Origin of the sequence: Nostoc edaphicum CCNP1411, assembly GCF_014023275.1 — a bacterium.
Lineage (GTDB): Bacteria > Cyanobacteriota > Cyanobacteriia > Cyanobacteriales > Nostocaceae > Nostoc > Nostoc edaphicum_A.
Window position 1 is genome coordinate 6,349,009 of sequence record NZ_CP054698.1, and the last position, 25,214, is coordinate 6,374,222.

The window sequence follows — 25,214 nt, forward strand, 5'->3', positions numbered from 1 at the left end:
ACGTAATTCTGTCATACTAGACACAGGTTAGCAAAGTATCAAGTTTGCTCCACGGCTTACTACACCGTATTCTCTTCAGCATTTACAAGTATTTATCCATTCGATTTTGGATTTTAGGTTTTAGATTTTGGAATTATCACCACCACTGGAAGTCCCTTGAACTAAGACTTTTTTTATTTTTGGCCAGCTTAATTTTCATCATATTTGCCAATGAGATTTTTACTTTGAAATAAATCTCACTCCAAATAAATATTTATTGTTTTGCTGCCAATAATAATTGTCAAAGACTTGCAGATGCGTACCCTATCGCCACAAAATTGTCTGACTTGCGAAACTAGCTGTAAATTTGTGTGGAATGTAACTTGTGTGACAGTTTATATCTCTAAATGGAGATTAAAGTATCTTTCTGTGGAAATTCAAAGTTACGCTATCCCCTGCACAACATTCTAAATGAATGAGCAGCAATTCTGCAAAAACACGCTTTTTTGGTGTTGTTGCAGTCTAGGTTTTACTTTGAGTAAATGCGGTAGAGGAAAAAGTTAGGAAAATATTATTTAAGAAGAATTCAGAAGTCAGAATTCAGGAGCGGAGCCGGAGACGCTCCACCTCCGGTCAGAATGAAGACGCGACTCGAAAATACTCGCTTGCCGTCGGCGCTATCCACCAGTCGCACAAAATACCCAACTGAATTCTGGCGACTGACGCATGTATTCTGTTTCGATAATTCTTAGAAGAATAAAATCTGGGCGATGCTAAAAATGGCAGCACTAAGAACAGCACTCACGGGGATTGTAATTAGCCATGCGGCAGCAATGCCTTTTAGTGTTTGAAACTTAATCGACTTGATATTTTGCACTAGTCCAATACCAACTACACCACCGACGAGAGCGTGGGAAGTTGAGGCTGGTAAACCTAGCCGGGAGGCGATGAGGATGGTGGTAGCAGTCGCAAGTTCTGCACAAAATCCACTACTAGGTTGCAAGGCAATGATGTTTTCGCCAATGGTGGCGATAACTTTTTTACCCCAGACAGCTAAACCACCAACAATACCAACACCACCAAGAATTAAAATCCAAAGGGGGATAGTGATACCATCTATAGGTACGCTACCTGTGCGATTGATGTAAACGATCGCAGCTAAAGGAGCGATCGCATTTCCCACGTCATTAGAACCATGAGCAAAGGCTACGAAGCAAGCACTTAGTAGTTGGAATCGTCCGAATAATCTTTCTACGGGATTGGGGATTGGGGATGGTGGGGCCCCCTCTGGGGATAAGGGGTAATGGGGACTGGGGATTAGGGATTGAGAAGTGAGAAACACTTCTTCCGTCTGTTTTAACTGTCGCCAACTAATTATTGTGAGTCCAACTGCTGCTACTGCACCGGTTAACAGTGGGATATCGTAAGCAGGGATGTTGAAACCAACTTGCTCAATTACAAAATTGGTGAGCGGTTCAGTCAGGGATGGTAATACAATCACGCCGAATACACCTAGCAGCAAAGTACTCAACCAGGGAATCCATTCTTGTAGCTGCACTACTTGATTGGGTTGATCCAAAATCCAGTGCTTGATTTGACTGTAAAATAAAGCGGCGATCGCACCACTAATTAATGGTGTCAAAATCCAGCCAATGGTTATGAAGCCAATTGATGACCAATCAATTGCACCTGCTCCCAAAGCTACCCAACTAAATCCTGCGATCGCACCAACAACTGCATGAGAAGATGAGACTGGTAAACCGCGTGATGTAGCAATTTGCAACCACACACCACACGAAATTAGTACCGTTACCATCCCAGTAACTAATATTTGGGGTGTAGCTGCGAATAAGGCGGGATTAGCAATTTTCGTTGCGAGAGTTTCCGTTACCCCATGTCCAAACAATACAGCACCCGTAAACTCTAAAATCCCAGCAATTATTATCGCTTGTTTGAGCGTAACAGCTTTGGAACCTACAGAGGTTCCCATTGCGTTAGCAACATCGTTTGCTCCGAGATTCCAGGCGACGTAGAAAGCTAGTAGAGCTACGAGAGGTAAGGTAATAAGCATTTTGTTGGGGACAAAGGGAGAATAGAAGAGTTCGGTTAAGGCAAGAGACGCGATAAATCGCCGTCTCTACAAAGACTGATTATTGTAGAGACGGCGATTCATCGCGTCTTTGTTCTGATTACGGATAAATTAAGATTTTATAAGTATCCGGTGTTGGTGCGATCGCTTGCTCCACAGCTGCTGATAAATCTTTTAATGGATAGCGATCGCTAATCAATGCTTGCACGTCAATTCGCTGATTAAATACAATATCAGCTGATAAATTCTGAAGCCGATAAGATGAACTATAACTGCCCATCAAATCAATTTCTCGACGATAGAGGATATTAGGGTTGATGGCAATTTCTAGTTCATCAGGGAATTCGGCGAAAAACAAGATTTTGCCACCTTTGCGGGTACAATCGAGTGCTTGAAAGAAAGCTTTTTCACTAGGAACAGCTAGCAGGGTAACGTCAACACCTAGTCCACCAGTTAAGGCATGAATTTTGGCTGGTAAATCGGGATCACGAGCATCAAAAGCCGCCTCTGCACCGACATTCAAAGCTTTTTCAATTCTAGAGGGTAGTAAATCGGTAGCGATCGCTTTTGCTCCAAAATACTTCACCAACATAATGAACATTAACCCAATTGGCCCAGCACCAGTAACTAATACAGTTTGTCCTGGAGCAATTTGGGCTTTTTTCACAGCCTTCAAGCAGCAATTAGTTGGTTCTACAAAACTCGCTTCTTCAAAACTGATGTTATCCGGGATGGGAATTAACCCACCGTTTTCCACAATATGTCCGGGAACTTTGACATAATCGGCGAAACCGCCACCACTGGCGTTAAAACCTGCGGTTGTGGATATGTTTTTGTAAACATCACACATAGAGAAATTATCATTTAGGCAGTAGGCGCAACGCATACAAGGGATGTGATGCATCACTGCTACTCGTTGTCCAACTTGCCAACCTTTGACATTATTGCCTAGTGCTGCGATCGTGCCGGCAGTTTCATGTCCAAAAATGCGCGGCGGTTCATATAGCGGATAACGAATTTTTTTAATATCTGACTGACATAATCCCACAACCCGCACCTGTACCAGCACTTCATCTGGTTCTAGGGTTGGAACTGGGATATCTTCGTAAGAGAGTTGATTGACGCCTCTAAATACCTGTGCTTTCACGTTGGTTTTTCCCCGCTCAACGATACTAGATTTGACATACTCCCCACTCTTCAAGGGTGGGGATTCTGGGGTCAAACAGCAATCGCAGTCTCAGACCGACTTACATTGCCTAACCCAACCATTGATGCCCCAACGGTTTGAATAATCTTGGAGGCATTCTCATCGCGCCCATTCACAACTTGGCACGATGGACAACGCCACTCTCTGACTGACAAATCCAATTTTTCTAAGACGTGACCACAGCAAGAGCAAGTTTTACTAGAGGGATACCACTGATCGATATAGACTATTTGCTTTCCCTTCTTTTTTACCACCCACTCCAAAATATCTAAAAAATCTCGAAGAGCTAGGTCACTGACCAACATCCCCCAAAGACGCTTCATGCCTTTGAGGTTCAATGTCTCAAAACACAGCACATCAAACCTATTAGTTAAGTTATGCGCTAATTTCCAAAACCAATCAGTTCTGCGGTTAGCTATGTTTTCGTGAGAGCGTACTAGATTCTTCCTTGCTCGTTCCCGATTGGATGACCCCTTTAACTTTTGAGAATGATGTCTACTGGCTTTTTTAATGGCATTGAGTGATTGCTTGAAAAATTGGGGAGACTCAATTGTTGTACCATCTGAGCAAGTCAGGAATGTACGCAGACCAAAGTCAAATCCCGCTATCTGACCAGTCGTGAACTTGATTTGTGGATGCATACCATCGTCAACAACCACAACCATAAACAATTCACCTAATGGTGTGCGTTTAATAGTTAATGTTTTGACTGTTCCCTCTATCTCTCTAGACTTCCAAAATTGATAAACTCGGCTACCAATTTTCACTTTATTACCACCCAAAAACTTATAACCAGCTTGCTTTAATGTGAATGACTTGTATTTCTTGACCTTCTTAAACCCCGGTGGTCTAGCCCCCTTTTTGTTGTGTTTAAAAAACAACTGATAAGCTTTCTCAATGCGCTGACAGATATCTTGTATTGCCTGAGAACCAACTGATTGCCAAAAAGAAGTACGCTTTCTCAACTTGGCAATATGAGACTGAAGTTTTGCACAATTCAAGTGTTTTCCCCACATCCGATAATATCTTTTGTGGAGAGCAATACAATGGTTGTAGATTATCCCAGCAGCATTTATTGACCGCTTGAGAAATTTATTCCGCTTGTGTTGATAAAACTTGAATTTTAGAGTTCTCATGCTAAAATTGTACAGCATATAGCCGGAGAAATCAATGAAAAAGCGATTAGATTTTAGGATCGAAGAATTGGAGTTTCAGATTCTTGAAGAATATTGCCAATTAGTTGGGCGAACAAAAACTGATGTTCTTAGAGAATTGATTAGAAGTCTGAAGAGGAAAAAGCCGTCGTAGAACGACGGGGCTTTAAACCCAATTTTTCGGTAAATAATCGAGAATACCCTACTCATAAAATCCTAACTCTTGGCTTTCGGCTATTAATTCATCTAGCAATTATCAACGAAATACAAGTCAAGCACCAGTCTATAATTCCAGAGGTAAAAATAATTGATCTAATCTTGTGGTGCAAGCAATATGCTCGCTTGTATCCGTGAGATGTCAAAGAAGAAAGTTCTTTGTGTCTTTCTCTAGCAACGGATATTAAAAATACCTTGTCTGATGTAGCCTAACTGGGTACATTCCAACGAGGTGAAGAAAATGCTCAATCAGACATACATAGCTGATGTTTTAGTTGTCGGTGGGGGAACCGGAGGGACTGCGGCTGCTATCCAAGCAGCGCGGCGGGGAGCCAAAACCATTTTGGTGAGTGAATTTCCTTGGTTGGGAGGAATGCTAACTTCGGCTGGAGTATCTGTACCCGATGGCAATGAATTAGAAGCCTTTCAAACCGGGTTATGGGGTGCGTTTTTGCAGGAATTGCGACAAAGACAGCCCGGAGGATTAGATAACAGTTGGGTAAGCTTTTTTAGTTACGATCCCCGGATTGGGGCAGAGATTTTTGCAGATTGGGTGCATGAATTACCTAATCTGCACTGGATTTCTGGACAAGTGCCTTTAGATGTTTACCGCCAAGGTGATTTGATTACTGGTGTGCGCTTTACTGATTTTGCTGTCACAGCCAAAATTATTCTCGATGGCACAGAGTTAGGAGATTTATTAGCTTTAGCTGAAATACCTTACCGTTGGGGCTGGGAATTGCGATCGCAGTGGGGAGAACCCAGCGCCCCAGTGAATTTTAACTCTTTAACTCAGAAATATCCTGTGCAAGCACCCACTTATGTAGTGATTATGCAGGATTTTGGTGAAGCGATTGCACCAGAAATTCCGGCTGCCCCTAACTATAATCCATCCGAGTTTACAGGTGCTTGGGATGGCTATGGAGCAGAGACGTTTTTGAATTATGGACGCTTACCTGGCGATCGCTTCATGATTAATTGGCCAATCTGTGGCAATGACTACGGCCAAGGAGTAGGGCGGCTGATAGAGTCAGATGTATCCAGAGGTGAATTCATCCAAGAATCTCGCTGGCACAGCCAAAATTTTGCCCATTTTATCCAAAATCAGCTTGGTCGTCGCTATGGTTTAGCAGAAAAAGTATTTCCTCACGCCCCTACAGCTTTTGCATTACATCCCTATTACCGGGAAAGTCGCCGCCTAGTGGGGCTAACTACTGTCCGAGAACAGGATATTTTGCCGATCGCTGAAGGTAGAGTTGCATCTATATTTAATGATGCGATCGCAGTTGGTAACTACGCCAATGACCATCATTATCCTGGCGTTCAATTTCCACTGCAACCAAAATCTATCCGTTGGGGGGGACGCTGGACTGGGACTCCTTTTACAATTCCCTACAGTTGTCTTATTCCAGCCACCACAGATGGTTTTTTGGTATGTGAAAAGAATATTTCTGTCTCCCACATTGCCAATGGCGCCACCAGATTACAACCTGTGGTTATGGGCATTGGTCAAGCAGCAGGGATGGCGGCGGCAATATGTGTTGAGTTAAACTGCCAGCCGAGGGATTTACCTATTAGGGCACTACAAATAGCCTTATTGGAAGATAATCGCTCAAAAACAGCAATTATTCCTTTCTTTAATCTTCCACCCAATCGTTCGGATTGGCTGCACTGGCAACTGTATTACTTAAATAACCCACAAGCCTATCCAGCTAGTGGTTATTGCCCTTTCCCATCGGGGAATGAGTACCCTGACTCTGCTTTTGACAAGGCATCAATTCGGGAAAGTAACTGTTTCAAAGGTATTTTTTCCTGCTTGGATCAACAGGAATACAGATTTACTGTCACAGCACCAGCCGCATATCAAGGGCAAAATTGGCAGCTTGTGACTTTGCGATCGCATATTGACGAGCAATTACGCGCTTATCCCCACGAACAATTAGTTACATTGTGGGGTCGTCATAATCACTCTGGTAATTGGTTATTAGTCGAACATTTAAACGGAGGATAAGAAGAGTTTATTTTCAGTAAAACAGAATACTTTTTGATTAATTGTCCGGATATTCATTAAAAAGCTAAGTATCAGTGAAGTGGAGAGTTCCAAAATAGACATCTGCTATGCGTGCTGCCATTTCACTTTTAGTATCGAGTCTGGTGTTCGGCCCCTTAGCTTCTAACTGCCAAGCAATGGTCAATCACTTATCAACAGCGCTGCCTTCCACGCCTACTTCGGAACAGTGGCTCTCGGCGGCATCTGAACAAAATCCAGATGATGCGCCACGTCATCGCGGTAGTGGGCGTAGAGAAGTGACACAAAAATTCCGAAATATCTATGCTGTGGTTTAACTACTGTAGGGTAATACCTTTTTTATTAAAGGAACAAAATTACCAGAAAACAGGATGTTGTGCTAACATCTTTTACACAGCTTTTCTGGCAGAGATATATACAGTTGACACACGAAAATCTTCAGCGATCGCTTAGTATTTCAACTGCAAGCTTTGTATATATAGTTGGCATCAATCCTGCCGATCAAAACGCAAATCAAATTCAGTGCCTTGATCAACAGCATTACCAACTCCTCAAAAGCTACACAACTGTTGCTCATATTCGGTGGGAAGCTCTGCGTCTCAATCCTCAATTGCTCTAGAAATAGATGTTATTTAGGCTATCAGTTAATCTAAAGCACATCTAATTCAGACATTTTGCTTGTTGAGGAAACAGTCTTAAGGCAACTTCACTTTATTCCCCAATAGGTTTTTTTCTTAATATATTGCCTAGCTGGTTATCTACATCAGCAAGTAATTGATCTTCGCTCCGACGCCTGTTTAGCGTCCTTTGCCGAAGCATAAAATCTCTTTCCTTTCTTCTGATCTGAACTAGCGCATTGATTTGCATAAGTAATATAAGTTTCTTGCACTTGGCAACAAATCTTACTATTCCTGACCTACTCTTGCACTCTGGTTCGTTTTCCCCACAGATAGCTCCCGACAAAATAAATATTAAGAAGGATCTGCTAGATCATCTTAGTCATTTTAATTATTCTACACCCAAGGCCAGATGCAAAATTTTGCATTTGGCCTTTTTAGATGAATTTTACTTAAAGAAAAGGGAATAAGGAAGTTTTATCTCAAGCTGGCTTATGAGCAATAAAATACTTGCTCATAAAATGGACTTGCATCTCAATATTCCCAAAGCCGACTCTCTGTAAACGTTCTACCAAGTTATCAGTGGTGTAATGCTTGTAATAGGGTTCATGGAAAGTTTCGGGGAAAGAATCCATCATATATTCCAACTCAGGTGAATCACTCAACTGAATTGAGTCACATATAATAAAAACTCCACCTGGTTTTGTTACCCGAAAGCATTGTTCAATGACTGTCTGACGTACAGATGCTGGTAACTCATGAAAGAGAAAAACAGAAGTTACAGCATGAAAATAGTTATCTAGATAGGGTAACTCTTCAGCATTCGCTTGTAAAAGTTGTGGCAATTCTCCCGGAATTTGGGATAGTAGTTCATTTGCTTTCCGCAAATAAGCTGGTGACAAATCTGTACCAAACAGCGAAGCTTGAGGCAGTGCTGCTCGAATCAACTTCATAGTCCGTCCAGTTCCACAAGCTACATCCAAAATACGGACTTGCTTTGGTGAAACCGACTCAAAAGCTTTCAGTCCTTCCTTGAGAGGAGCAAGAATTCGCCGCCGCATCGGATCAGCTGCCCCACCAAAAAGAATTTCCACTTGTAAGTCATATAAATTGGCTGACAAGTCACTCAAATAGCCATTGCTTTGGTGATGAAAGTTCTGCACATAGTAGCTGGGATAACTATCTGTATCAATTTCGGGCGAAAAATCTTGGTAATTCTGTTGTTTAACTCGTTCCCAGATTTGAGGAAAATCTAGCCATACCAAAGGATAGTAGCGGAAAAAGTCATCCCAAGGGTTGTCAAACAATAAGCTTTCGGGGTACACACCCTTTTGAGCATCTTGCCAGTCTGTTTCCAACACCTGGTTCAATCTCTGTTGAAGTTTTAATAAAAGTTCATTTGGGATGGGTTTGGTCTTTTCTTCAAGTGTCGGATACACCAGGTTCCTCAATCGTGAACTTAATATTTTGTGAGCCAGACCAAAGTAATTTTTGCTCTGCTGAAAGGTCTGATAAGTCAGCTTAGTTAAACTGTCAGGCATAAAAATAGCTCAAGTTTTGATGGCTTAATTTATATGTAAATAATTGTAACGAATAAATTACCTACTGTTGGAAAGGTAAAAGTTACCACGATAGACAAAATTAAAACTCGATATTTTACTCATCGAAGTTGGAGTAAGGTTTATCAAGAAAGGCAGAGGGCAGAAGGCAGGAGTTTCAGTTGGAATACTGTTTTCAGCGCTGAAGCCCGTGACAATCATCGAACTTGCGGATTAAGACCCCCACCAAATTGAAAAAATTTGGTGGCCCCAATTAAGTACGGTGTTGAATCCCCTTCTAAATTGAACCTTCTGCCCTCTGCCTCCTGCCTTCTTCAATCGGCTTTTGGGAAAAACACCTGATAAAGCAAATATAAACTTTTGTAAAAAGTAGCTTATGTTACAGAATTTTTGTTATATTAGTTGGTGTGAGGAAACAGAAATTATATATTCACAAAATAAAGAGGACTATGGTTATGTCTATCGCAGATAAATCTCGTGCATTAATGGTGCGTGAACATCAGCAAGTCAAGAATCGCCAACAATCAATGCTGATGCGGGCGGCACAAGAACTAGGTCTTCCTGAAGAAGTATCTCACTACTGGAACCCGATTCAAGGCAAGGTGGATGCTAGCAGTAGAATGATTTATGGCCCCAGCCATGCTTCCATGAGCTAAGTTTCAGGAATTCTAAGCTGGATTTTTTGAGTAAATGTCTCAACTGATAAGTCTGGAAAAAAAAGCCACCCTCTACTTTTAGGGTGGCAAAACTTATTACTTTTTAGTTAGATACGACTCTTAATTAAGCATCGTAGTAGAGGTAAAACTCGTAGGGATGAGGACGTAGCTGTAACTGCTTGGCTTCGTTAAGCTTGTAGTCAATCCAATTTTCGATAAAGTCTTCCGTGAATACGCCTGATTCTGTCAAGAAACCGTGATCGTTTTCTAGTGCTTGCAATGCCAGTTCTAAAGAACTTGGAGTTGAGGGAACCTTTGCAAGCTCCTCTGGAGAGAGTTCATAGATATTCTTATCTAAGGGTTCACCAGGATGGATTTTGTTCTTGATGCCATCGATACCAGCACAAAGCATTGCAGCAAATGCCAAGTAGGGGTTAGATGTAGCATCTGGACAACGGAATTCTAAACGCTTGGCTTTAGGGTTTTTACCAGATAGAGGAATACGGATAGAAGCAGAACGGTTTCCTTCAGAGTAAGCTAAGTTCACTGGTGCTTCATAACCAGGTACTAGGCGCTTGTATGAGTTGGTGCTGGGGTTGGTAATTGCCAACAGCGCTGGTGCGTGCTTGAGAAGACCACCAATGTAGTACAACGCCATATCGCTCAAACCAGCATACTTATCACCTGCAAACAGAGGTTGTCCGTCTCTCCAGATGGACTGGTGACAGTGCATTCCCGAACCGTTATCGCCAAAAATTGGTTTTGGCATGAAGGTGACGGTTTTGCCATATTTTTTGGCAACGTTCTTGATGACATATTTGTAAATCATCAACCAGTCAGCCGCTTCGATCAACTTGCCAAACTTGAAACCTAGTTCGCACTGACCACCAGTAGCAACTTCATGGTGATGCTTTTCAATGGGCACACCTAATTCTGCCATTGTCAACAGCATCTCTGTACGGATATCTTGGAAAGAATCCGTCGGTGCAACTGGGAAGTAACCTTCTTTGAAGCGTGGTTTGTAACCCAAGTTGGGTTTTTCATCTGTACCGGCTTTACCGGAATTCCAAGCACCTTCTTCGGAGTCTAAGAAATAGTAGCCTTCGTTAGCAGTTTGGGCAAACCTAGCACTATCAAAGATAAAGAACTCAGCTTCAGGGCCAAAGAAGGCTGTATCACCAAGACCACTGGAAACCAAGTAATCTATTGCTTTTTGGGCAATAACGCGTGGGCAACGGTTGTACGGTTCACCCGTGCGTGGGTCTTTAATACTACAAATTATACTTAGTGTTGGGACTTCCATAAATGGGTCGATCCAAGCAGTGTTGGGGTCGAGTACCATCGTCATGTCCGATTCGTTGATTGCTTTCCAACCCCGAATGCTGGAACCGTCAAAAGCTACGCCATCAGTGAACGCAGTTTCATCGATTTGGTTTTGGTACAGTGTGAGGTGCTGCCAAGTCCCTACGGTATCGATGAATTTGAGATCAATCAGCTGAATTTTTTCATCTTGAATTCTCTTCAAGAGTTCTTGTGGTGTTGTCATTGTTACTCCTTCTCTACCAATTTTCTAAAGTCAACCAGAATCTTACATTGCATCCTAACCCTGCTGATCTCAATCAGGCCGTGACACACCAGAAATATCTTAAATACTAGACATTAGCGGATTTTGTAGCTTATGTTACAGATATCTGGATTATCAGGTTATATTAACCTTTCAGCGATCATCTGTACAAAACTGGAAAGTTCATCATATAGGGGTCAACTTTGACATAAAATCCTTATGTAGTGGATAGATCGTTTTTGTGCCGAATCTATTTTTAATAGCACAAAAATTTACTGGTGCATAAGTGCAGCCAAATAAATATCAAACCATAAATAGCAATGATTGGGAGAAGAAGGAATGCGCGATGCGGTAACAAGTTTAATTAAGAATTATGACTTAGCTGGTCGGTATTTTGACCGGAATGCGATCGATAGCCTGAAGTCTTACTTTGACAGTGGTACAGTCCGAGTCCAAGCGGCGGCGGCAATAAATTCTAATGCGGCTGCACTTGTCAAGCAAGCTGGTTTGAAGTTATATGAAGAACTGCCAGAATTGATTCGTCCTGGTGGAAATTCTTATACAACTCGTCGTTATGCAGCCTGTCTGCGGGATTTAGACTACTACTTGCGCTACGCTACCTATGCGTTGGTTGCTGGAAACACAAATGTGTTGGATGAGCGTGTGCTACAAGGGCTGCGAGAAACTTATAATTCTCTAGGAGTGCCTATTGGGCCTACTGTTCGCGGTATCCAGATTCTCAAGGATCTGATTAAGGAGCAAGTAGCAGCAGCAGGTGTGGTTAATACTGCGTTTGTAGATGAACCATTTGATCACATCACACGCGAGTTGAGCGAGATAGATATTTAGATTTTAAGTGGGCAAGGTGTCTGCCCCACAAGAATTATAAATAGCGATCGCACTTTTGTCTGTGTTGGGAAAAGAGCGATCGCTTTTTTATGAACCCTACCAGGCTTTGAAAAGAGCTTTATTTAAGTTTTCGCCGCCAGATGGTAACATCGCGCCTCTGTAAAAATAATTTTGCTAGATTAAAGCTGTGCTTTTGGAACTATCTTTCTATTAATGCCAGCCAGAGACATTTACCACGCCGCAGTCATTAAAGCACTTATAGCAGATGGTTGGACAATAACCAACGATCCCTTATACCTTGCATACGGGGGTAGAGAACTTTACGTAGATATTGGAGCAGAAAGAGTTACCATTGCTGCTGAGAGGGACGATCAAAAAATAGCTGTTGAAATCAAAAGTTTTCTGAGTCCTTCTCCCGTGAATGACCTCCAGGAAGCTGTAGGACAGTATGAAGTTTATCGCAGTGTGCTTAAAGAACTACAACCAAAACGCCAACTTTATTTAGCAGTTCCCAAGCGAGTTTATGAAGGTATATTTTCCGAACGCTTTGGTCAGCTAATTCTTAATAGTATAGGAATAAACCTAATTGTCTTTGACGAGCAACTAGAAAGGATTATCAGATGGATAAGCTAGCTTGGTATCGTGAAATTATTCGTCAGTTGATATTTGACTATGCTAGTCACAAGCCTGCTAACGGTCAAATAGACACAGAAGCAGTCATTGACTCGGAGCGGGACCATTACGAAGTGTTACATATCGGTTGGGATGGCGTGCGCCGCGTACATGGTTCGGTGGTACATATAGACATTATTAATGATAAAGTGTGGATTCAATATGATGGTACTTCTGTTCCAGTGGCAGAGGCATTATTAGAAGCAGGTATCTTGCGCGAAGATATTGTTTTGGGTTTTCATCCTGCTGAACTACGGCAATACACGGATTTTGCTGTATCTTAATTATCTTTAGTTGTGTATTCTCGAAGAAGAAAGAAGCAATAAGCGATGTCTGCCTGCGGTAGGTGCGATCGCTTTTCAAATAATCCACATATCTCAGACTGAAAAATCATATTCCATGAGTATGTTACAGAAAGGATATGAAACTAAGAGGATGTTTGAAAAGTCCTCTAGTCGGTATCAAAAATTTTAGATCCCTCTAAATCTCCCGATAAATTGGGAGACTTTGATTACTGATCATAATTTCTCAAGTTTTACAACACCGCCTTCGATTGCCTCTACCGTTAATCTGTAACCTTCCATCAGTGACATACCGACAAGTGGATCTGACTCAGCTTCATCAATTGGAATGGTTAGTAATTGCTCATCCCAGACAACAATAGCTTCATACACATCAAACACACATTCACTACCATCTCCCAGAATTGCTCGTCCTCGCCTTTTCCAGGGTAGTTTTAATTCAGCAATGAAATCTGGAGGTAAGGATAACCAACCGTTAAAACCTGTATCAACAATGGCGGTTTGCTCATGTACTTTAGCATCAGCACCACAAATACGTAGAACGATAATTGGCTCGTAGTCAGCATTCACACTTCCAATAATCATTTTGTTTTGTGGATGCACCCAGCCCCGAACCGACGGACATAGCGAGAGCCAACACGCACAAACCAGATTTGTGCATCTGGGTAGCGAGTTTCAAGACGCTTTGAGGCATTGATTTCATCAGTATCGATTTCCCAGCCACCTGTCTCGATGTCGATTGCAACAATTTTGCCATAATTATTTTCTTCAACTTGTGGGCGCACTTGAGAGTCGTAGATTTCATCACCGCGACGAGCAAATTCTTCTTTGCTGTAACGAGGTTGTCGTAATGGCATAATAAATCTTTCGTAGTCTTAGACGACTGGTTAGGAAAAAAATCCTCTAGCGTTTATTGTAAGCTGGATAGTTGAATGAGACTGGCTAAGGAATGCGATCGCTCCTAGATGAAATGCATTAGCCTATCTTATCTGGACTAGAACCGCTATAAGCCACAATAGAAGTTGCCGATGTTTGAGGCGCTGATTATGGAAGAATTATTAACTCTGAAAGACTTGCTTGTTAAGGGCGATGTTCAAGGAGCATTAATTATAGTTGAAGAATTAGAGGAAATGAGCCGAAATGACATAATCAAGACGATTCGTCGCTATGCAGTGATTTTGCTGTTGCATTTGATTAAACAACAAGCTGAAAATCGCACGACTCGCTCTTGGGAAGTCTCAATTCGGAATTCAGTTCGAGAAATTCAGAGGGAAAATAAGCGGCGTAAAGCTGGAGGCTACTATCTCACGCCAGAAGAATTGTTAGAAACCTTAGCAGAAGCCTATTTAAACGCCATTGATGAAGCTTCCCTAGAAGTAGAAGAAGGTCGTTATGAAGCCCAAGAATTAGACAAGCTGGTTAACCGAGAAGAAATTATCAATCGTGCTTTGGCTTTAATCTTACCAGGAGAATCTAGTTAATTGGCTAAACAGCGACTCGATACACTATTAGTAGAGCTAAATTTATGTTCTTCTCGCGCCTTAGCACAACGGCTAATTCAGGCGGGGGAAGTTACTGTTAATCAGCAGTTAGTTGATAAACCTGGTACTGAAGTTGATATTGCAGCTCAAATCAATATTAAAGAGCGATCGCCTTTTGTTTCTAGAGGCGGTGAAAAACTCTCTAAAGCTTTGTCAGTATTTGCCATTCCCGTAGGAGAGCGTATTTGTTTAGATGGTGGGATTTCTACTGGTGGTTTTACTGATTGTCTCTTACAAGCTGGAGCAAAACAAGTTTACGGTATTGATGTCGGTTACGGGCAAGTTGACTGGCGGTTACGAAATGATCCGCGGGTGATTTTGCGGGAACGCACCAATTTACGGCAACTACGACCGGATGAGTTATATAGAGAACATGACTCGGTTCCTGATTTGGCGGTGGTGGATGTATCGTTTATTTCTTTAACTAAGATTCTGCCTGCTTTGTGGCAACTAACTCAAGCTAACCGAGAAGCTGTATTGTTAGTCAAGCCACAATTTGAAGTCGGCAGATCCCGTGTGGGTAAAAAAGGCGTTGTGCGCGATCCAAATGACCAAGCTGATGCAATTTTCCAGGTGTTGCAAGCAGCCCACGAATTAGGATGGAAATACAAAGGCTTAACTTGGTCGCCGATCACTGGCCCGGCTGGGAATATCGAATATCTTTTGTGGTTGGGAATGGAAAGTGAAACACCACCACCTGATTTAGAGGCAATTAGGCAAATAACGCAATCAGCAACAACTGATTTACGGAAAAGTTAAAGAAGAATGCAGAATTCAGAATCAATTAGTGGCAGACTTTAACCCACATATTCATCTGTACTCAGACTCCAATTCATACTGAATTCTGACTCCTGACTCCTGAATTCTCTCTTATTAAACGTCGTAGATTAGGCACTCTACGGAAGCTGGATGGCGATCGCAGTAATTTTCTAAAGAGGTTTTCTTTGATTTTGCTTGCTGTTGATCGGCTTTTTCAGCTTGTAATTCTTCCACAATGTCCCAGGCTACGGCACAACCAGCAGAATCACTACCATCTAGTTCACAAGTTGTCCGGGCTTCGGTAATGGCTTCAGTAATCGCTTCTTCAAGATTTGTTGCCCCAGCAGTTTGAAATGAGTTTAGGGTAGTTGTCATGATACTTTTACCTTTAATTTACGCAGAGAGATATTAGAGGATAGGGGATAGTTTCTATTTCCTATAACCTCTACCCTGTAACCTGTACCCTTAATCTTGCATCCCAAATTAGGAATGTCAGTCAATTGTCAGAAGAGTTTGATAGAAGTTGATAAACACTTATAAACGGTAACAAATGCTTAACAATTCTTATTTATTCTCAATATTTTATGCCTAACTCTTGTCGCAAGCGATACAGAATTGTATTTTGGTCAACTTGAGAGAGAATTTCTTGAATGACGCTGCTAGCGCCTAACTGTCCCCAAGTGCAGCCTTTTTCGAGGTACACCTGAGCGGCTTTGCCAACGGAATATGCGCCATAACCGGCAATACCAGCTTGAGCGATCGCACTACCAGCAAAAGCAGTAATATTGGTGGGATTGTCACCACTGGTGATTGCAGCAGTACTTTTACCTAAACCTAAAAGAAAACTACTACCTAGTTCCCCCAGTAGCAAGCCACCAGAACTAAATAAAATCGTTTTTAAAATTTTCCCAGCTTCATAGCTCGTCATTGGCAAACCATACAATCTAGCTAGAGCGCGAATTAAAGCTAAATCGGCAACAGTTCCGCCAAGGATGTCTAAGAAGGCGATGGGATTTAACGCAACTGCCAAAGCTTTATATTTGGTAAATTGCCAAATGATTTCTTCAGCTTCTTGTTCGCGTAAGTCGATGGTTTTTTGAGCGATCGCGGCTTCTGCATCCCGTGCTTGGATGAGTGCATTCAACGCGAGAAGCGATCGCCCTTCCCGATTCAGAATATTCAGAATTGTCTCTTTGAGTTCCTCTACTTGCGGTGGTGGTGTCTCCCATTCATAACTGACACGCCCATCAGGCCACTCAACCCGAACTTCCATTGCTGCTGGTTCCGCCGCCACCATCACAATTTCATCAGGTAGTAGAGGCTTCGCTTGAGGATTCCCCGCACCCAGTTGTTGCAAATTTTGGTAAATCGCTCCCTGATCTGTGTCTGGATAAAGGTCTATTTTGTTAAACACTAAAATCAAGGGTTTTTGTGATTTACGCAATTCCAGCAGTGCTTGATACTCAGTGCGCGTGATATCACCAGACACAACAAACAAAATCAAATCCGCCTGATGTACTACTTCACGTGCCATATCCGCCCGTGACTCACCCTCAATTTCGTCTAAGCCAGGGGTATCAATTAACTCTACTAGTACCTTGCCACCGGGCTGCCAGCGGACAGAACGCGGCCATTGAGTGACACCGTTTAGGGGCCCAGTTTGGAGAATCTTGTCTCCCAACAAAGCATTTAAAACTGCTGACTTTCCCCGACTCACCAAACCAAAGACGGCAATTCTAATGACGTTAGAATCCAGTTTGTTGAGTGTGGCGTTCAAAGTTTCCAATTCTGGTTTCACCAAACCTACCAATTCTGGGTTAGATGATAACTGTCCTGACTTACGAAGATATCCATACCAAGACAGCGCTTGTCTAAGACTGGCGCGGGCACGATTTAAGTGAGTTTCTTGCAGATTACGATAAATCGACATAATATCAATACTTTCAGCCTTCACTCTCTCTTAAACGCTCAAATAATACTCTAACAATTCTGGACACTAAGGATATAAAAAGTCCCCGCTTCGAGGATGTCGGGGACTAACTAGGATTTAAAGCATTCCCAGGATCTCTAGTGCTGTATCCAGATGCCATTTAACCCGATACAGTCCAAATAGCTTCTCTTGACTGTACCGCGCTGGGTACTCTAACTTTCTTCCTTCCATCGTCACTTTGAGTAATGCAGACTGTTCTGGTGTAGGTGTTCCCATAGCCTCTAGTGCTGCTTCTAGTGATTCTACTTGAGAGAATATAGGAGACTTCAATCCTCTATTCTCTGATACTTGCTTGCAGGCGACAACAGGGAAAGTCAGGAGTGCGTTAATGTAGGATGCCTTATCAGCAGGGTTTCCAATTGCTTGGATGCCGTACTGGATCAGGCATAAATCGCGTAACGCTCTCAAGCTTTTAACTTCTAATTCTGTGCGTGTGAACATAAAATAGAGTTACCTCTTGTAAAAGTGGGAATCGATGGTGAACTTGTTTGTCAGACGATAACACCATCGATTTAAAACTCTATTCGCTCGTTTACATGCAGTTCAAGCTTTATTCATATTTCTCAACAATGCCTAATCCTAAAGGGAACCCAGAAAATCTAAAAAATTTCACTACAGAAAGAGAAGAACCGCTATCAACTACTATCAGCTTCCGTGCTACTGAAAAGATGAAGGAAGAAGTAAAAGCTAAAGACGACCCTCCAGAATTTTGTCGTCAAGCTATTCAAGAGAAGCTAGATAGAGAGAAGTAGCCTGTTTTGTCAAATTAGGCAATTGTTCTGATGATTTGCATACCCTCTGAATGCAATCTCCATTCAGAACATGGGACTGTGTTCATTATCCCAACACTTGCGATCGCGCCAGTTTCTCCCCGTATATTCACATTCAGATGCATCATCTATCCAAGGAATCGATGTAGAGTGGTACGAATTTCCAATGGGAGCGAATAAGCTAGCAGTGAATAAGGGCAATAATAAGGATAGAATTATCAACGTACAAATCGGTAAAGTGATTAAATATGCAGTGAGCAGAAAAATGTTACTTTGAGTCCAAAAAACTGTACCTTTTTTATTATTTTTTGGGCGATTTTTTAAGCTGGTTATTGAATTCGAGAAAAGCATAATGCAACCCTATTAATGCCAGTTTATATAGCAATCCCATTTGATTTGTCAAAGCCAAGCTAACTGAGAGATAGCCTGATCAGGTTTTCGCTCTCAGTATATTTAGCAAAAATCAAATAGGAATCCTATATGACTACGAATTTTTACGTAAGAACATTATTGAAGCTATATACTCTGATGTCAAAGGTGCAAGTAACGACTTCTTAAAACTTTTAATTTTTGGGTGCTAAAAAATATTTTTCATGAAAATATGTTGAAGTTGTGCCAATATTCTTTGCGTAAATCTTGGTAAATTCAACTCACAGCCTTTTGCCATCAATGCAGCAAAAATACTGTTATAACATCGGATTCTTGTATATCTGTATCTGATACCAAAATTTGGTTAGCAAAATTTTGCGTAATGCTGGCAATATAGAGGTAGCGTTAATTCTTTTTTATGCCTAGAGATGATAAATCCGAAGTTTCACGAAGGGACTCATCTGATATTATCGGTTATGAAGAGTTTTTAACTGAACTAAAAACACGAATTTCTAGCGCTCAATTACGGGCAGCAGTTGCAGTCAATAAAGAATTAGTATTACTCTACTGGCAAATTGGGCGAGATATTCTAAATCGCCAACAGCAACAGGGTTGGGGCGCAAAAGTGATCACTCGTCTGGCGGCTGACTTGCAGAAAGCTTTTCCAGAGATGAAGGGTTTTTCGCTTCGCAACCTCAAGTATATGCGGGCATTTGCCGAAGCTTATCCAGATGAGCAATTAGTGCAAGAGGTGCTTGCACTAATTAGTTGGTATCATAACCTTGCTTTGTTGGAAAAGCTCAAATCCCCAGAGGAACGTCTTTGGTACGTACAACAAACTATCCAGCATGGATGGAGTCGGAATGTTTTAGTCCACCAGATTGAGAGTAAGTTGTATCACCGTCAGGGTAAAGCAACCACCAACTTTAACCGCACTCTCCCTCAACCACAATCAGAATTAGCACAGCAATTGTTGAAAGATCCCTACACTTTTGATTTTCTCAATTTAAGGGAAGATTTTCTAGAGCGCGATTTGGAACGTGCTTTAATCAACCATATCCGCGATTTTTTACTAGAGTTAGGGGTTGGTTTTGGTTATTTAGGTAGTCAATACCATCTTGAAGTTGGTGGTGAAGACTTTTATATTGATTTGTTGTTTTACCACGCGCGTTTACACTGCTATATAGTGATTGACCTGAAAATTGAAGAGTTCAAACCAGAGTATTCTGGTAAGATGAATTTCTATGTTAGTGCGGTAGATGATTTATTGAGGCAACCAGATGATCAGCCTACAATTGGGATGATTTTGTGCAAAAGCAAAAATAAGGTAATTGCTGAATACTCTCTCCGCGATATGCATAAGCCGATTGGTGTTTCTGTGTATCAGCTAAAAGATACTTTGCCGGAACCGTTGCAAGGAAATTTACCAACAATTGAGCAGTTAGAAGCTGAGTTGGAAACGGTGTCAATTATTGAGAAAATCAATGGACTTAGTGGTTCAGATGGAAAAATGGAAGTAACGTATTATCCACTAGATGAAGCATATCAAAGGCTTAGACTACAGACAAAAAAAACCGAGTTTTCACCCGAAGAAATAGGAAACGAAGTTGCAAAAATCCAGAGCGAAATAAACGCTAATACAACTAAAGATTCTGATTTAATTTAGGTGTATTTCAATGCAGATAAAAATATCTTTAACCTACAGCCTGCTGCCGTGGATGCTGTAAAAACCAGTCATAAAGTTCTGGATTGTTATATGTCTGCGTCCACGAGTCATGATTGGCTTCTGGGTAAACTGTAAATTTTACATTCCCATTCCGGGCTTTTAGTGCAGAAACCATGATTTCCGACTCGCTTAAGGGGACGACATTATCCTTAGCTCCGTGAAATGCCCACACGGGAAGATTTTTCAACTTCCGTGCTGCTTGTGGGTTACCACCGCCACAGATGGGCGCGATCGCAGCAAATCTTTCGGGCTGCGCTGCTGCTAAATGCCATGTTCCATAACCACCCATGCTTAAGCCGGTCAGGTAAACCCGATCTGGATCAACAGGATAGGATGAGATAACCTCATCTAAAAGGATGCTCAATCTTTCTACATTCCAATATTCACCACGCGGACATTGGGGAGAAATGACAATAAAGGGAAAATCCGGTTGCTTCTCGACAATCTGGGTAACGCCTTGCTTTTTCACGTTATCTAAGTCAGAACCTCGCTCACCTGCACCATGTAAAAATAGAATTGTTGGTAAAAGTGGCTGTTGTGTTTCGTTGCGTAGGCGTAGCCCGTCGTAGATATCGCCTCCCTTGGAGCGTAGCCCATCAGGTAAGAATAGCAGGTAGTTGTAGCTGTCGCTGGAAGTAACTTGCTGTTGTATTGAGGGCATAAGATTCATAAATATTGTTAGTTCAACGGTCTGCAAACAACAATTGTATATAGGAATCCGCTTTGATTTCTGAACTAATTTGCGTAGGCAGGCAATAGGCAATAGTCAAGAAGGCTTCTTAGTTGTACTGAGTTTTTTCAGAAATCAAATATGAGTCCTATAACTTGGTCGCTGTGTAGCTTCTCGTTGACTCTTAACCAATCGAAAGTCATTATCTATATACAGATGCTATGGAAAAAAATGACATTTACCATCACTCTTCATGGTGGGAGAATTTTCACATACATTCTAATTGTGTGAATTCATAGACTAACTTTACCAAAAAAGACTCAGTGGGTGGGAGACACCAAGAAACGGAGAGAGTATTTGATAACTTCTCCGCCTCTTGGCATCTTCAATAAATAACTACCACCAAACTCGATTTCCATTTTCGTCAACTCGCGCTTCCCGAATTACATCAGAAATCTCTTCAGCATCTTTAACGTGGTGGAGTGCCTTCTTTTCCCCATTGGGTTCATCTACAACAAAGTAAGTCGGGACTGTGATTTTGTCGCCTGTAATGTCTGGTACATCATCAACAGCTACCTGTTCAGCCTTCTCTTCAACTGATTGAGGCTCATCAGCAATTCTATCTCCCGGATTCGCGGTTAAGTTTCTTTCCTTCACATTTGGCTCATCACGAGAATCCCAATCTTCGCTTACTGGTTGATTAATTTGATTTTGTTGTTTATTATCACTCATGGCTCTTTCAGGTATTAAAAAATGTGACTTGACTAGTAACAGCTTAAAAAATCACAGGCATAAAGAGTTCTTTCCCTGGAGAGAGTTTGAGAATAGATTTGGAATAGATTTTATGAGGAACATATCTTAGGTTAGATCCTAGTTACAAAGTTGATAAATAACCTCTTACTCCAGAAATAAATAGTAATTAAAAATTCAATTTTCAGGAACAACTCTTAAAAAAAGTAAATTTTACGAAAATGAACCTACGGTAAGCACAGATGTACATTAAATCCTAATGCGATCGCGACAGGATAAAAAAGGCAGTCTTGTTCGTTGAGTGAAATCTTGAAAAGAATCACTTTATAATAAGAACTCAGGAGTCAGAATTCAGAATTCAGAATTGAATTGGAGTCCAACTGGGTAATGAATATTGCTTTAAAACCTTGCCCGCAAGTGGCGCGAAAAAAATTAAAATATTCTTGCCTTAAAACTCATCCCTTTATGGGTAGAGTATTCTGAATTCTGACTCCTGTATTCTGACTCCTGTATTCTGACTCCTGTTTTATTTGTCCTTGTTATGGCTCTCAATAAGATTTTCAGGGTCGAGTCATTCATGTCTCAGCTAAAAGTTCTCTGCCACTAATCACTGTAGTAGTCAAGTAAAACCAAATTCGTTTAGTTGATCGCAAATCTGCCGTAGATTCTCGTTAACCTAGCAGTATCAAATCAAATAGAGCAATGCCACCATACTTTTTAAGCAAATTATAAATTATAAAAGACTAACAAAGATTACTGCATGATTTAAAATTGTCGGGTAAGCTGACAAGAGCAGTTTCATTCTCAAACCAATGACCACAAGTAGTCCCAAAATTTTAGCCCTGGACTTTGATGGAGTGATTTGCGACGGATTAATTGAATATTTTGAGGTAGCATGGCGTACCTACTGTGAAATTTGGTCTCCTACTAACGACACACCAGCAGATGATTTAGCTTTGAGATTCTACCGTCTAAGACCTGTTATTGAAACGGGTTGGGAAATGCCCGTTTTAATTAAAGCCTTGGTAGATGGAATTCCTGATGAAAAGATTCTTCATGAATGGGTAACCATTGCCCCACAACTTTTATTAAATGACAAGCTACAAGCAAGAGAAATTGCCACACAACTAGATAATCAGCGAGATAAATGGATTACTACAGATTTAGATGGGTGGCTGAGTCTGCATAGATTTTATCCGGCTGTAGTAGAAAAAATTAAATTAACTATTGACAGTGGAGTTAAGCTATACATTGTGACAACTAAAGAAGGGCGTTTTGTCCAGCAATTGTTGCAACAAGAAGGGGTGAATTTACCACCAGCAGCAATTTTTGGGAAAGAAGTCAAGCGTCCCAAATATGAAATTTTGCGAGAATTAATCCAGTCAGCAGGAGAAAAGCCACTGAACCTCTGGTTTGTAGAAGATAGACTCAAGACGTTACAGTTAGTTCAACAGCAAGCAGACCTTGAGGATGTGAAACTTTTTCTTGCAGACTGGGGCTATAATACCCAAGCAGAACGCGAAGCTGCACAAAATGATCCGCGAATTAAGTTGTTATCACTTTCTCAGTTTGCCAAAGATTTCTCTGCTTGGCTTTAAGTAATTCCTAATTCTTGGCAAGGTACTCGTGCGTAATTATCTATCTTGCTGGTATTTCCCTGTTGGGGTCTAAATCCCCAACTTTATCGAACAGAATTCAGGAGTCAGGAGTCAGAATTCAGAATGAATTCTGTATGACTGGCGGATAGCGTAGCGTTAGCGAGTCTTCGAGCGTCTGAATAACCGGGTTTAAGACCCCCAACAAATCGTAGATTTGGTGGTTTTCAATCAGTCGGGGATTCAGACCCGCGACTGATTTATTCTGACTCCTGAATTCTGACTTCTGAATTCTTCTTCAATTTAATTACGAATTACCTTAGCGAGTATTATAGCCTCATTAGCAATTACGAATTATTTTAATTTTCTGGAAGAATGGAAATGAAGTGACATTTTTAAATGATGTATGTAAATAATAAGTAATTAGGAAAATTCCTAATTTATAACTATTCATTCATAACTTAGCACTTACTTTTATGCTTGATCTAACAAAACTAGCGCGACAAATGCAGGGTTTAAGTCAGCATCTAACATTAGAAGCTGCTGCTAGTCGCCAGCGTTTAGAGTTGGCCCAACAACATTTAAAAAATGCTTACGAGTCTCAACAAGATTTAATCGATCGCCAGGAAAAATGGCGCGATCGCATTCTCTTCGCTAATGCTACCCCAATTGAACCGCTAGAAACCTGCATCGATATCCCAGTTCCTCCAAAAATCCATACTGTCATTGCTACCGATGGTTCCCAAATTGCCCCTAATCATCACGAAATTGCTTACTGTTATCTCCTAAATATCGGCAGAGTTGTCTTGCATTACGGACAAAATCGCCATCCGCTACTCGATAGTTTGCCAGAAGTATTTTACCGCCCAGAAGATTTATATATGTCTCGGCAGTGGGGAATTAGAACTGAGGAATGGATGAGTTTTCGCCGCACTGCTTCAGAAACAACGGTGTTAGCAGAACTTGCATGTGGTGCAGCGCAAGGGGAAACTCCAGCGCTGGCGATGGTAGATGGTTCGCTAATTTACTGGTTTTTAGAACAGTTGCCGATGGATGCACGCGATCGCATTTTACCCCCGATCCTGGAAGCTTGGCAGCAGATGCGTGATGCTAAAATTCCGTTGATGGGTTATCTTAGCGCCTCTCGCAGCATCGAAACAATGAACTTTTTACGGTTATTAGCTTGTCCCCATCCAGTGCCAGATTGTAAAAGTCATTGCCCAAATCAGCTAGAAAAAGTACCTTGTAAAATTTTTGAACAGTTGCGAGATACTTCAGTTTGGGCAACCCGACTCAAACCAGGACAACGCAGTACTCTGTGGCGGAGCAATTCCCCCATTCTCGAACTCTACGGCGATCAAACCATTTACTTTTGCTACGTCCACGTTGGTACAGAAATCGCCCGAATCGAAGTTCCGGCATGGGTAGCCCAGAATGCAACCATGTTAGACCAAGCACTGGGACTGATGTTAGCACAAGTTCAAAAAGGATATGGCTATCCTGTAGCGATCGCTGAAGCTCATAATCAAGCAGTGGTAAAAGGTGGCGACAGAGCGCGTTTCTTTGCCCTTCTCGAACAACAAATGATTAAAGCTGGTTTAAAAAATGTGGGAACTTCTTACAAAGAAGCCAGAAAGCGCGGGAGTATTGCGTGAAGAAGGCAGGAGAAATGTATGAGAATGACAGCACGACCACTGTTAAAAATCCCTTAATAATTATTGAGGTTTTATCAAAGTAAATCAGAAGTTATGACGAATCAGATAAGTTTCGTTGTTATCGTTCAATTCCTGAATTTAAAGAATATATTCTGATTGATCAATACAAAATTGTTACATTTGTTAAACGATTACTTCCTTGTTTAAGGACAATGGCAGATAAAAGTCCTGGTTAATTCAGTTTACGTAACACTTCTTATCTTAAATTTAAGATAAGAAGTGTTTACTTTATAGCTTTTCTGGGAATCCTTTATTTAATAGAGAACTAAGTCAACAGCTAGCTAGTTTACTCAGTACAAACTAGTAGATACTTTTTTCTCTACTATCAAGTTAAATACGTTTTTATTCGTAAGCTAAACAGTCTTCGTCAGAACTGACATGAGGCAATTTCTAGGTTGAAATATCCGATTGCAATGGTTACTCAATTTTAACGATA

Annotated in this window: 26 protein-coding genes and 1 pseudogene; 15 read left to right on the plus strand and 12 right to left on the minus strand. The window is 41.3% G+C overall.

Annotation, left to right across the window (positions count from 1 at the left end; genetic code table 11):
• Nucleotides 1–727: 727 nt before the first annotated feature.
• From HUN01_RS29510 to HUN01_RS29520, 3 genes are all read right to left on the minus strand, one after another.
• On the minus strand, nt 728–2,050 hold the full coding sequence (locus tag HUN01_RS29510; protein WP_181929148.1) for an inorganic phosphate transporter: 1,323 nt from the start codon (nt 2,048–2,050) through the stop codon (nt 728–730).
• A gap of 118 nt (nt 2,051–2,168) precedes the next feature.
• A complete protein-coding gene (locus tag HUN01_RS29515) occupies nt 2,169–3,215 on the minus strand; it encodes a zinc-dependent dehydrogenase (RefSeq protein WP_181932867.1) in 1,047 nt (348 codons plus the stop codon).
• 71 nt (nt 3,216–3,286) lie between these two features.
• Entirely contained in the window at nt 3,287–4,411 is a 1,125-nt protein-coding gene (locus HUN01_RS29520) for an RNA-guided endonuclease InsQ/TnpB family protein (RefSeq protein WP_181929149.1), read from the minus strand.
• 475 nt (nt 4,412–4,886) lie between these two features.
• Here HUN01_RS29520 and HUN01_RS29525 point away from each other — a divergent pair, with 475 nt between their 5' ends.
• The 3 genes from HUN01_RS29525 (at nt 4,887) to HUN01_RS29535 (ending at nt 7,293) form a co-directional block, all read left to right on the plus strand.
• Nucleotides 4,887–6,656 carry an FAD-dependent oxidoreductase gene (locus HUN01_RS29525; protein WP_181929150.1) on the plus strand — a complete coding sequence of 590 codons (1,770 nt, stop codon included), beginning with the start codon at nt 4,887–4,889 and terminating at the stop codon, nt 6,654–6,656.
• Nucleotides 6,657–6,763: 107 nt separating this feature from the next.
• A complete protein-coding gene (patX, locus tag HUN01_RS29530) occupies nt 6,764–6,991 on the plus strand; it encodes a heterocyst-inhibiting protein PatX (RefSeq protein WP_069071274.1) in 228 nt (75 codons plus the stop codon).
• 59 nt (nt 6,992–7,050) lie between these two features.
• Nucleotides 7,051–7,293, plus strand: coding sequence for a hypothetical protein (locus HUN01_RS29535; protein WP_181929151.1), 243 nt, complete (start codon nt 7,051–7,053; stop codon nt 7,291–7,293).
• A gap of 480 nt (nt 7,294–7,773) precedes the next feature.
• Here HUN01_RS29535 and HUN01_RS29540 read toward each other — a convergent pair whose 3' ends face one another.
• Nucleotides 7,774–8,832, minus strand: coding sequence for a class I SAM-dependent methyltransferase (locus tag HUN01_RS29540; RefSeq protein ID WP_181929152.1), 1,059 nt, complete (start codon nt 8,830–8,832; stop codon nt 7,774–7,776).
• Between the two features lie 473 nt (nt 8,833–9,305).
• On the opposite strand from HUN01_RS29540, the gene gifA reads away from it, so the two are divergent.
• Nucleotides 9,306–9,506 carry a glutamine synthetase inactivation factor IF7A gene (gene gifA, locus HUN01_RS29545; protein ID WP_012411649.1) on the plus strand — a complete coding sequence of 67 codons (201 nt, stop codon included), beginning with the start codon at nt 9,306–9,308 and terminating at the stop codon, nt 9,504–9,506.
• Nucleotides 9,507–9,630: 124 nt separating this feature from the next.
• Here the strand turns inward: gifA and glnA are convergent, their stop codons facing one another.
• Nucleotides 9,631–11,052, minus strand: a complete 1,422-nt coding sequence (glnA, locus tag HUN01_RS29550) for a type I glutamate--ammonia ligase (protein ID WP_181929153.1) — start codon at nt 11,050–11,052, stop codon at nt 9,631–9,633.
• Between the two features lie 357 nt (nt 11,053–11,409).
• On the opposite strand from glnA, the gene apcB reads away from it, so the two are divergent.
• The 3 genes from apcB to HUN01_RS29565 all read left to right on the plus strand — a co-directional run bounded on the left by apcB (nt 11,410) and on the right by HUN01_RS29565 (nt 12,875).
• Nucleotides 11,410–11,919 (plus strand): allophycocyanin subunit beta, encoded by a 510-nt coding sequence (gene apcB / locus HUN01_RS29555; RefSeq protein WP_069071277.1) that lies wholly within the window; start codon nt 11,410–11,412, stop codon nt 11,917–11,919.
• Nucleotides 11,920–12,132: 213 nt separating this feature from the next.
• The gene (locus HUN01_RS29560) at nt 12,133–12,552 is read left to right on the plus strand and encodes a XisH family protein (RefSeq protein ID WP_181929154.1); all 420 of its coding nucleotides are present in this window, start codon (nt 12,133–12,135) and stop codon (nt 12,550–12,552) included.
• A complete protein-coding gene (locus tag HUN01_RS29565; protein WP_181929155.1) occupies nt 12,540–12,875 on the plus strand; it encodes a XisI protein in 336 nt (111 codons plus the stop codon). Before HUN01_RS29560 ends, HUN01_RS29565 begins: the two co-directional genes overlap by 13 nt.
• A 234-nt stretch (nt 12,876–13,109) precedes the next feature.
• On the opposite strand, the gene HUN01_RS29570 is transcribed toward HUN01_RS29565, so the two are convergent.
• Nucleotides 13,110–13,478, minus strand: coding sequence for a clan AA aspartic protease (locus HUN01_RS29570; RefSeq protein WP_181929156.1), 369 nt, complete (start codon nt 13,476–13,478; stop codon nt 13,110–13,112).
• Nucleotides 13,475–13,750, minus strand: coding sequence for a hypothetical protein (locus tag HUN01_RS29575; protein ID WP_181929157.1), 276 nt, complete (start codon nt 13,748–13,750; stop codon nt 13,475–13,477). Before HUN01_RS29575 ends, HUN01_RS29570 begins: the two co-directional genes overlap by 4 nt.
• Before the next feature lie 189 nt (nt 13,751–13,939).
• Here HUN01_RS29575 and HUN01_RS29580 point away from each other — a divergent pair, with 189 nt between their 5' ends.
• Both HUN01_RS29580 and HUN01_RS29585 read left to right on the plus strand, forming a co-directional pair.
• Nucleotides 13,940–14,374: a DUF29 family protein gene (locus HUN01_RS29580; RefSeq protein ID WP_181929158.1), complete on the plus strand. Its 435-nt coding sequence runs from the start codon at nt 13,940–13,942 to the stop codon at nt 14,372–14,374.
• Nucleotides 14,375–15,193, plus strand: a complete 819-nt coding sequence (locus HUN01_RS29585; RefSeq protein WP_181929159.1) for a TlyA family RNA methyltransferase — start codon at nt 14,375–14,377, stop codon at nt 15,191–15,193.
• A gap of 114 nt (nt 15,194–15,307) precedes the next feature.
• On the opposite strand, the gene HUN01_RS29590 is transcribed toward HUN01_RS29585, so the two are convergent.
• The 3 genes from HUN01_RS29590 to HUN01_RS29600 all read right to left on the minus strand — a co-directional run bounded on the left by HUN01_RS29590 (nt 15,308) and on the right by HUN01_RS29600 (nt 17,624).
• Nucleotides 15,308–15,568: a Calvin cycle protein CP12 gene (locus HUN01_RS29590; RefSeq protein ID WP_181929160.1), complete on the minus strand. Its 261-nt coding sequence runs from the start codon at nt 15,566–15,568 to the stop codon at nt 15,308–15,310.
• 199 nt (nt 15,569–15,767) lie between these two features.
• Complete coding sequence (locus HUN01_RS29595; RefSeq protein ID WP_181929161.1) at nt 15,768–17,123, minus strand: GTP-binding protein; 1,356 nt, start codon at nt 17,121–17,123, stop codon at nt 15,768–15,770.
• A gap of 117 nt (nt 17,124–17,240) precedes the next feature.
• Nucleotides 17,241–17,624: a hypothetical protein gene (locus HUN01_RS29600; protein ID WP_069071283.1), complete on the minus strand. Its 384-nt coding sequence runs from the start codon at nt 17,622–17,624 to the stop codon at nt 17,241–17,243.
• Between the two features lie 128 nt (nt 17,625–17,752).
• On the opposite strand from HUN01_RS29600, the gene HUN01_RS29605 reads away from it, so the two are divergent.
• The 3 genes from HUN01_RS29605 (at nt 17,753) to HUN01_RS29615 (ending at nt 19,988) form a co-directional block, all read left to right on the plus strand.
• Nucleotides 17,753–17,935: a hypothetical protein gene (locus HUN01_RS29605; protein WP_181929162.1), complete on the plus strand. Its 183-nt coding sequence runs from the start codon at nt 17,753–17,755 to the stop codon at nt 17,933–17,935.
• Between the two features lie 70 nt (nt 17,936–18,005).
• Complete coding sequence (locus tag HUN01_RS29610) at nt 18,006–18,230, plus strand: hypothetical protein (protein WP_069071285.1); 225 nt, start codon at nt 18,006–18,008, stop codon at nt 18,228–18,230.
• 510 nt (nt 18,231–18,740) lie between these two features.
• Complete coding sequence (locus tag HUN01_RS29615; protein WP_181929163.1) at nt 18,741–19,988, plus strand: PDDEXK nuclease domain-containing protein; 1,248 nt, start codon at nt 18,741–18,743, stop codon at nt 19,986–19,988.
• 28 nt (nt 19,989–20,016) lie between these two features.
• On the opposite strand, the gene HUN01_RS29620 is transcribed toward HUN01_RS29615, so the two are convergent.
• Together HUN01_RS29620 and HUN01_RS29625 are read right to left on the minus strand one after the other, a co-directional pair.
• Nucleotides 20,017–20,709 (minus strand): carboxylesterase family protein, encoded by a 693-nt coding sequence (locus HUN01_RS29620; protein ID WP_181929164.1) that lies wholly within the window; start codon nt 20,707–20,709, stop codon nt 20,017–20,019.
• A 405-nt stretch (nt 20,710–21,114) separates the two neighbouring features.
• Complete coding sequence (locus tag HUN01_RS29625; RefSeq protein WP_181929165.1) at nt 21,115–21,450, minus strand: hypothetical protein; 336 nt, start codon at nt 21,448–21,450, stop codon at nt 21,115–21,117.
• 830 nt (nt 21,451–22,280) lie between these two features.
• On the opposite strand from HUN01_RS29625, the gene HUN01_RS29630 reads away from it, so the two are divergent.
• The 3 genes and pseudogenes from HUN01_RS29630 to HUN01_RS35715 form a co-directional block, all read left to right on the plus strand.
• Complete coding sequence (locus HUN01_RS29630) at nt 22,281–23,066, plus strand: HAD family hydrolase (protein WP_181929166.1); 786 nt, start codon at nt 22,281–22,283, stop codon at nt 23,064–23,066.
• A 473-nt stretch (nt 23,067–23,539) separates the two neighbouring features.
• Nucleotides 23,540–24,718 (plus strand): DNA double-strand break repair nuclease NurA, encoded by a 1,179-nt coding sequence (locus tag HUN01_RS29635; RefSeq protein ID WP_181929167.1) that lies wholly within the window; start codon nt 23,540–23,542, stop codon nt 24,716–24,718.
• Nucleotides 24,719–24,732: 14 nt separating this feature from the next.
• A pseudogene (locus tag HUN01_RS35715) lies at nt 24,733–24,906 on the plus strand (Uma2 family endonuclease); the annotation flags it as partial.
• Nucleotides 24,907–25,214 lie beyond the last annotated feature (308 nt).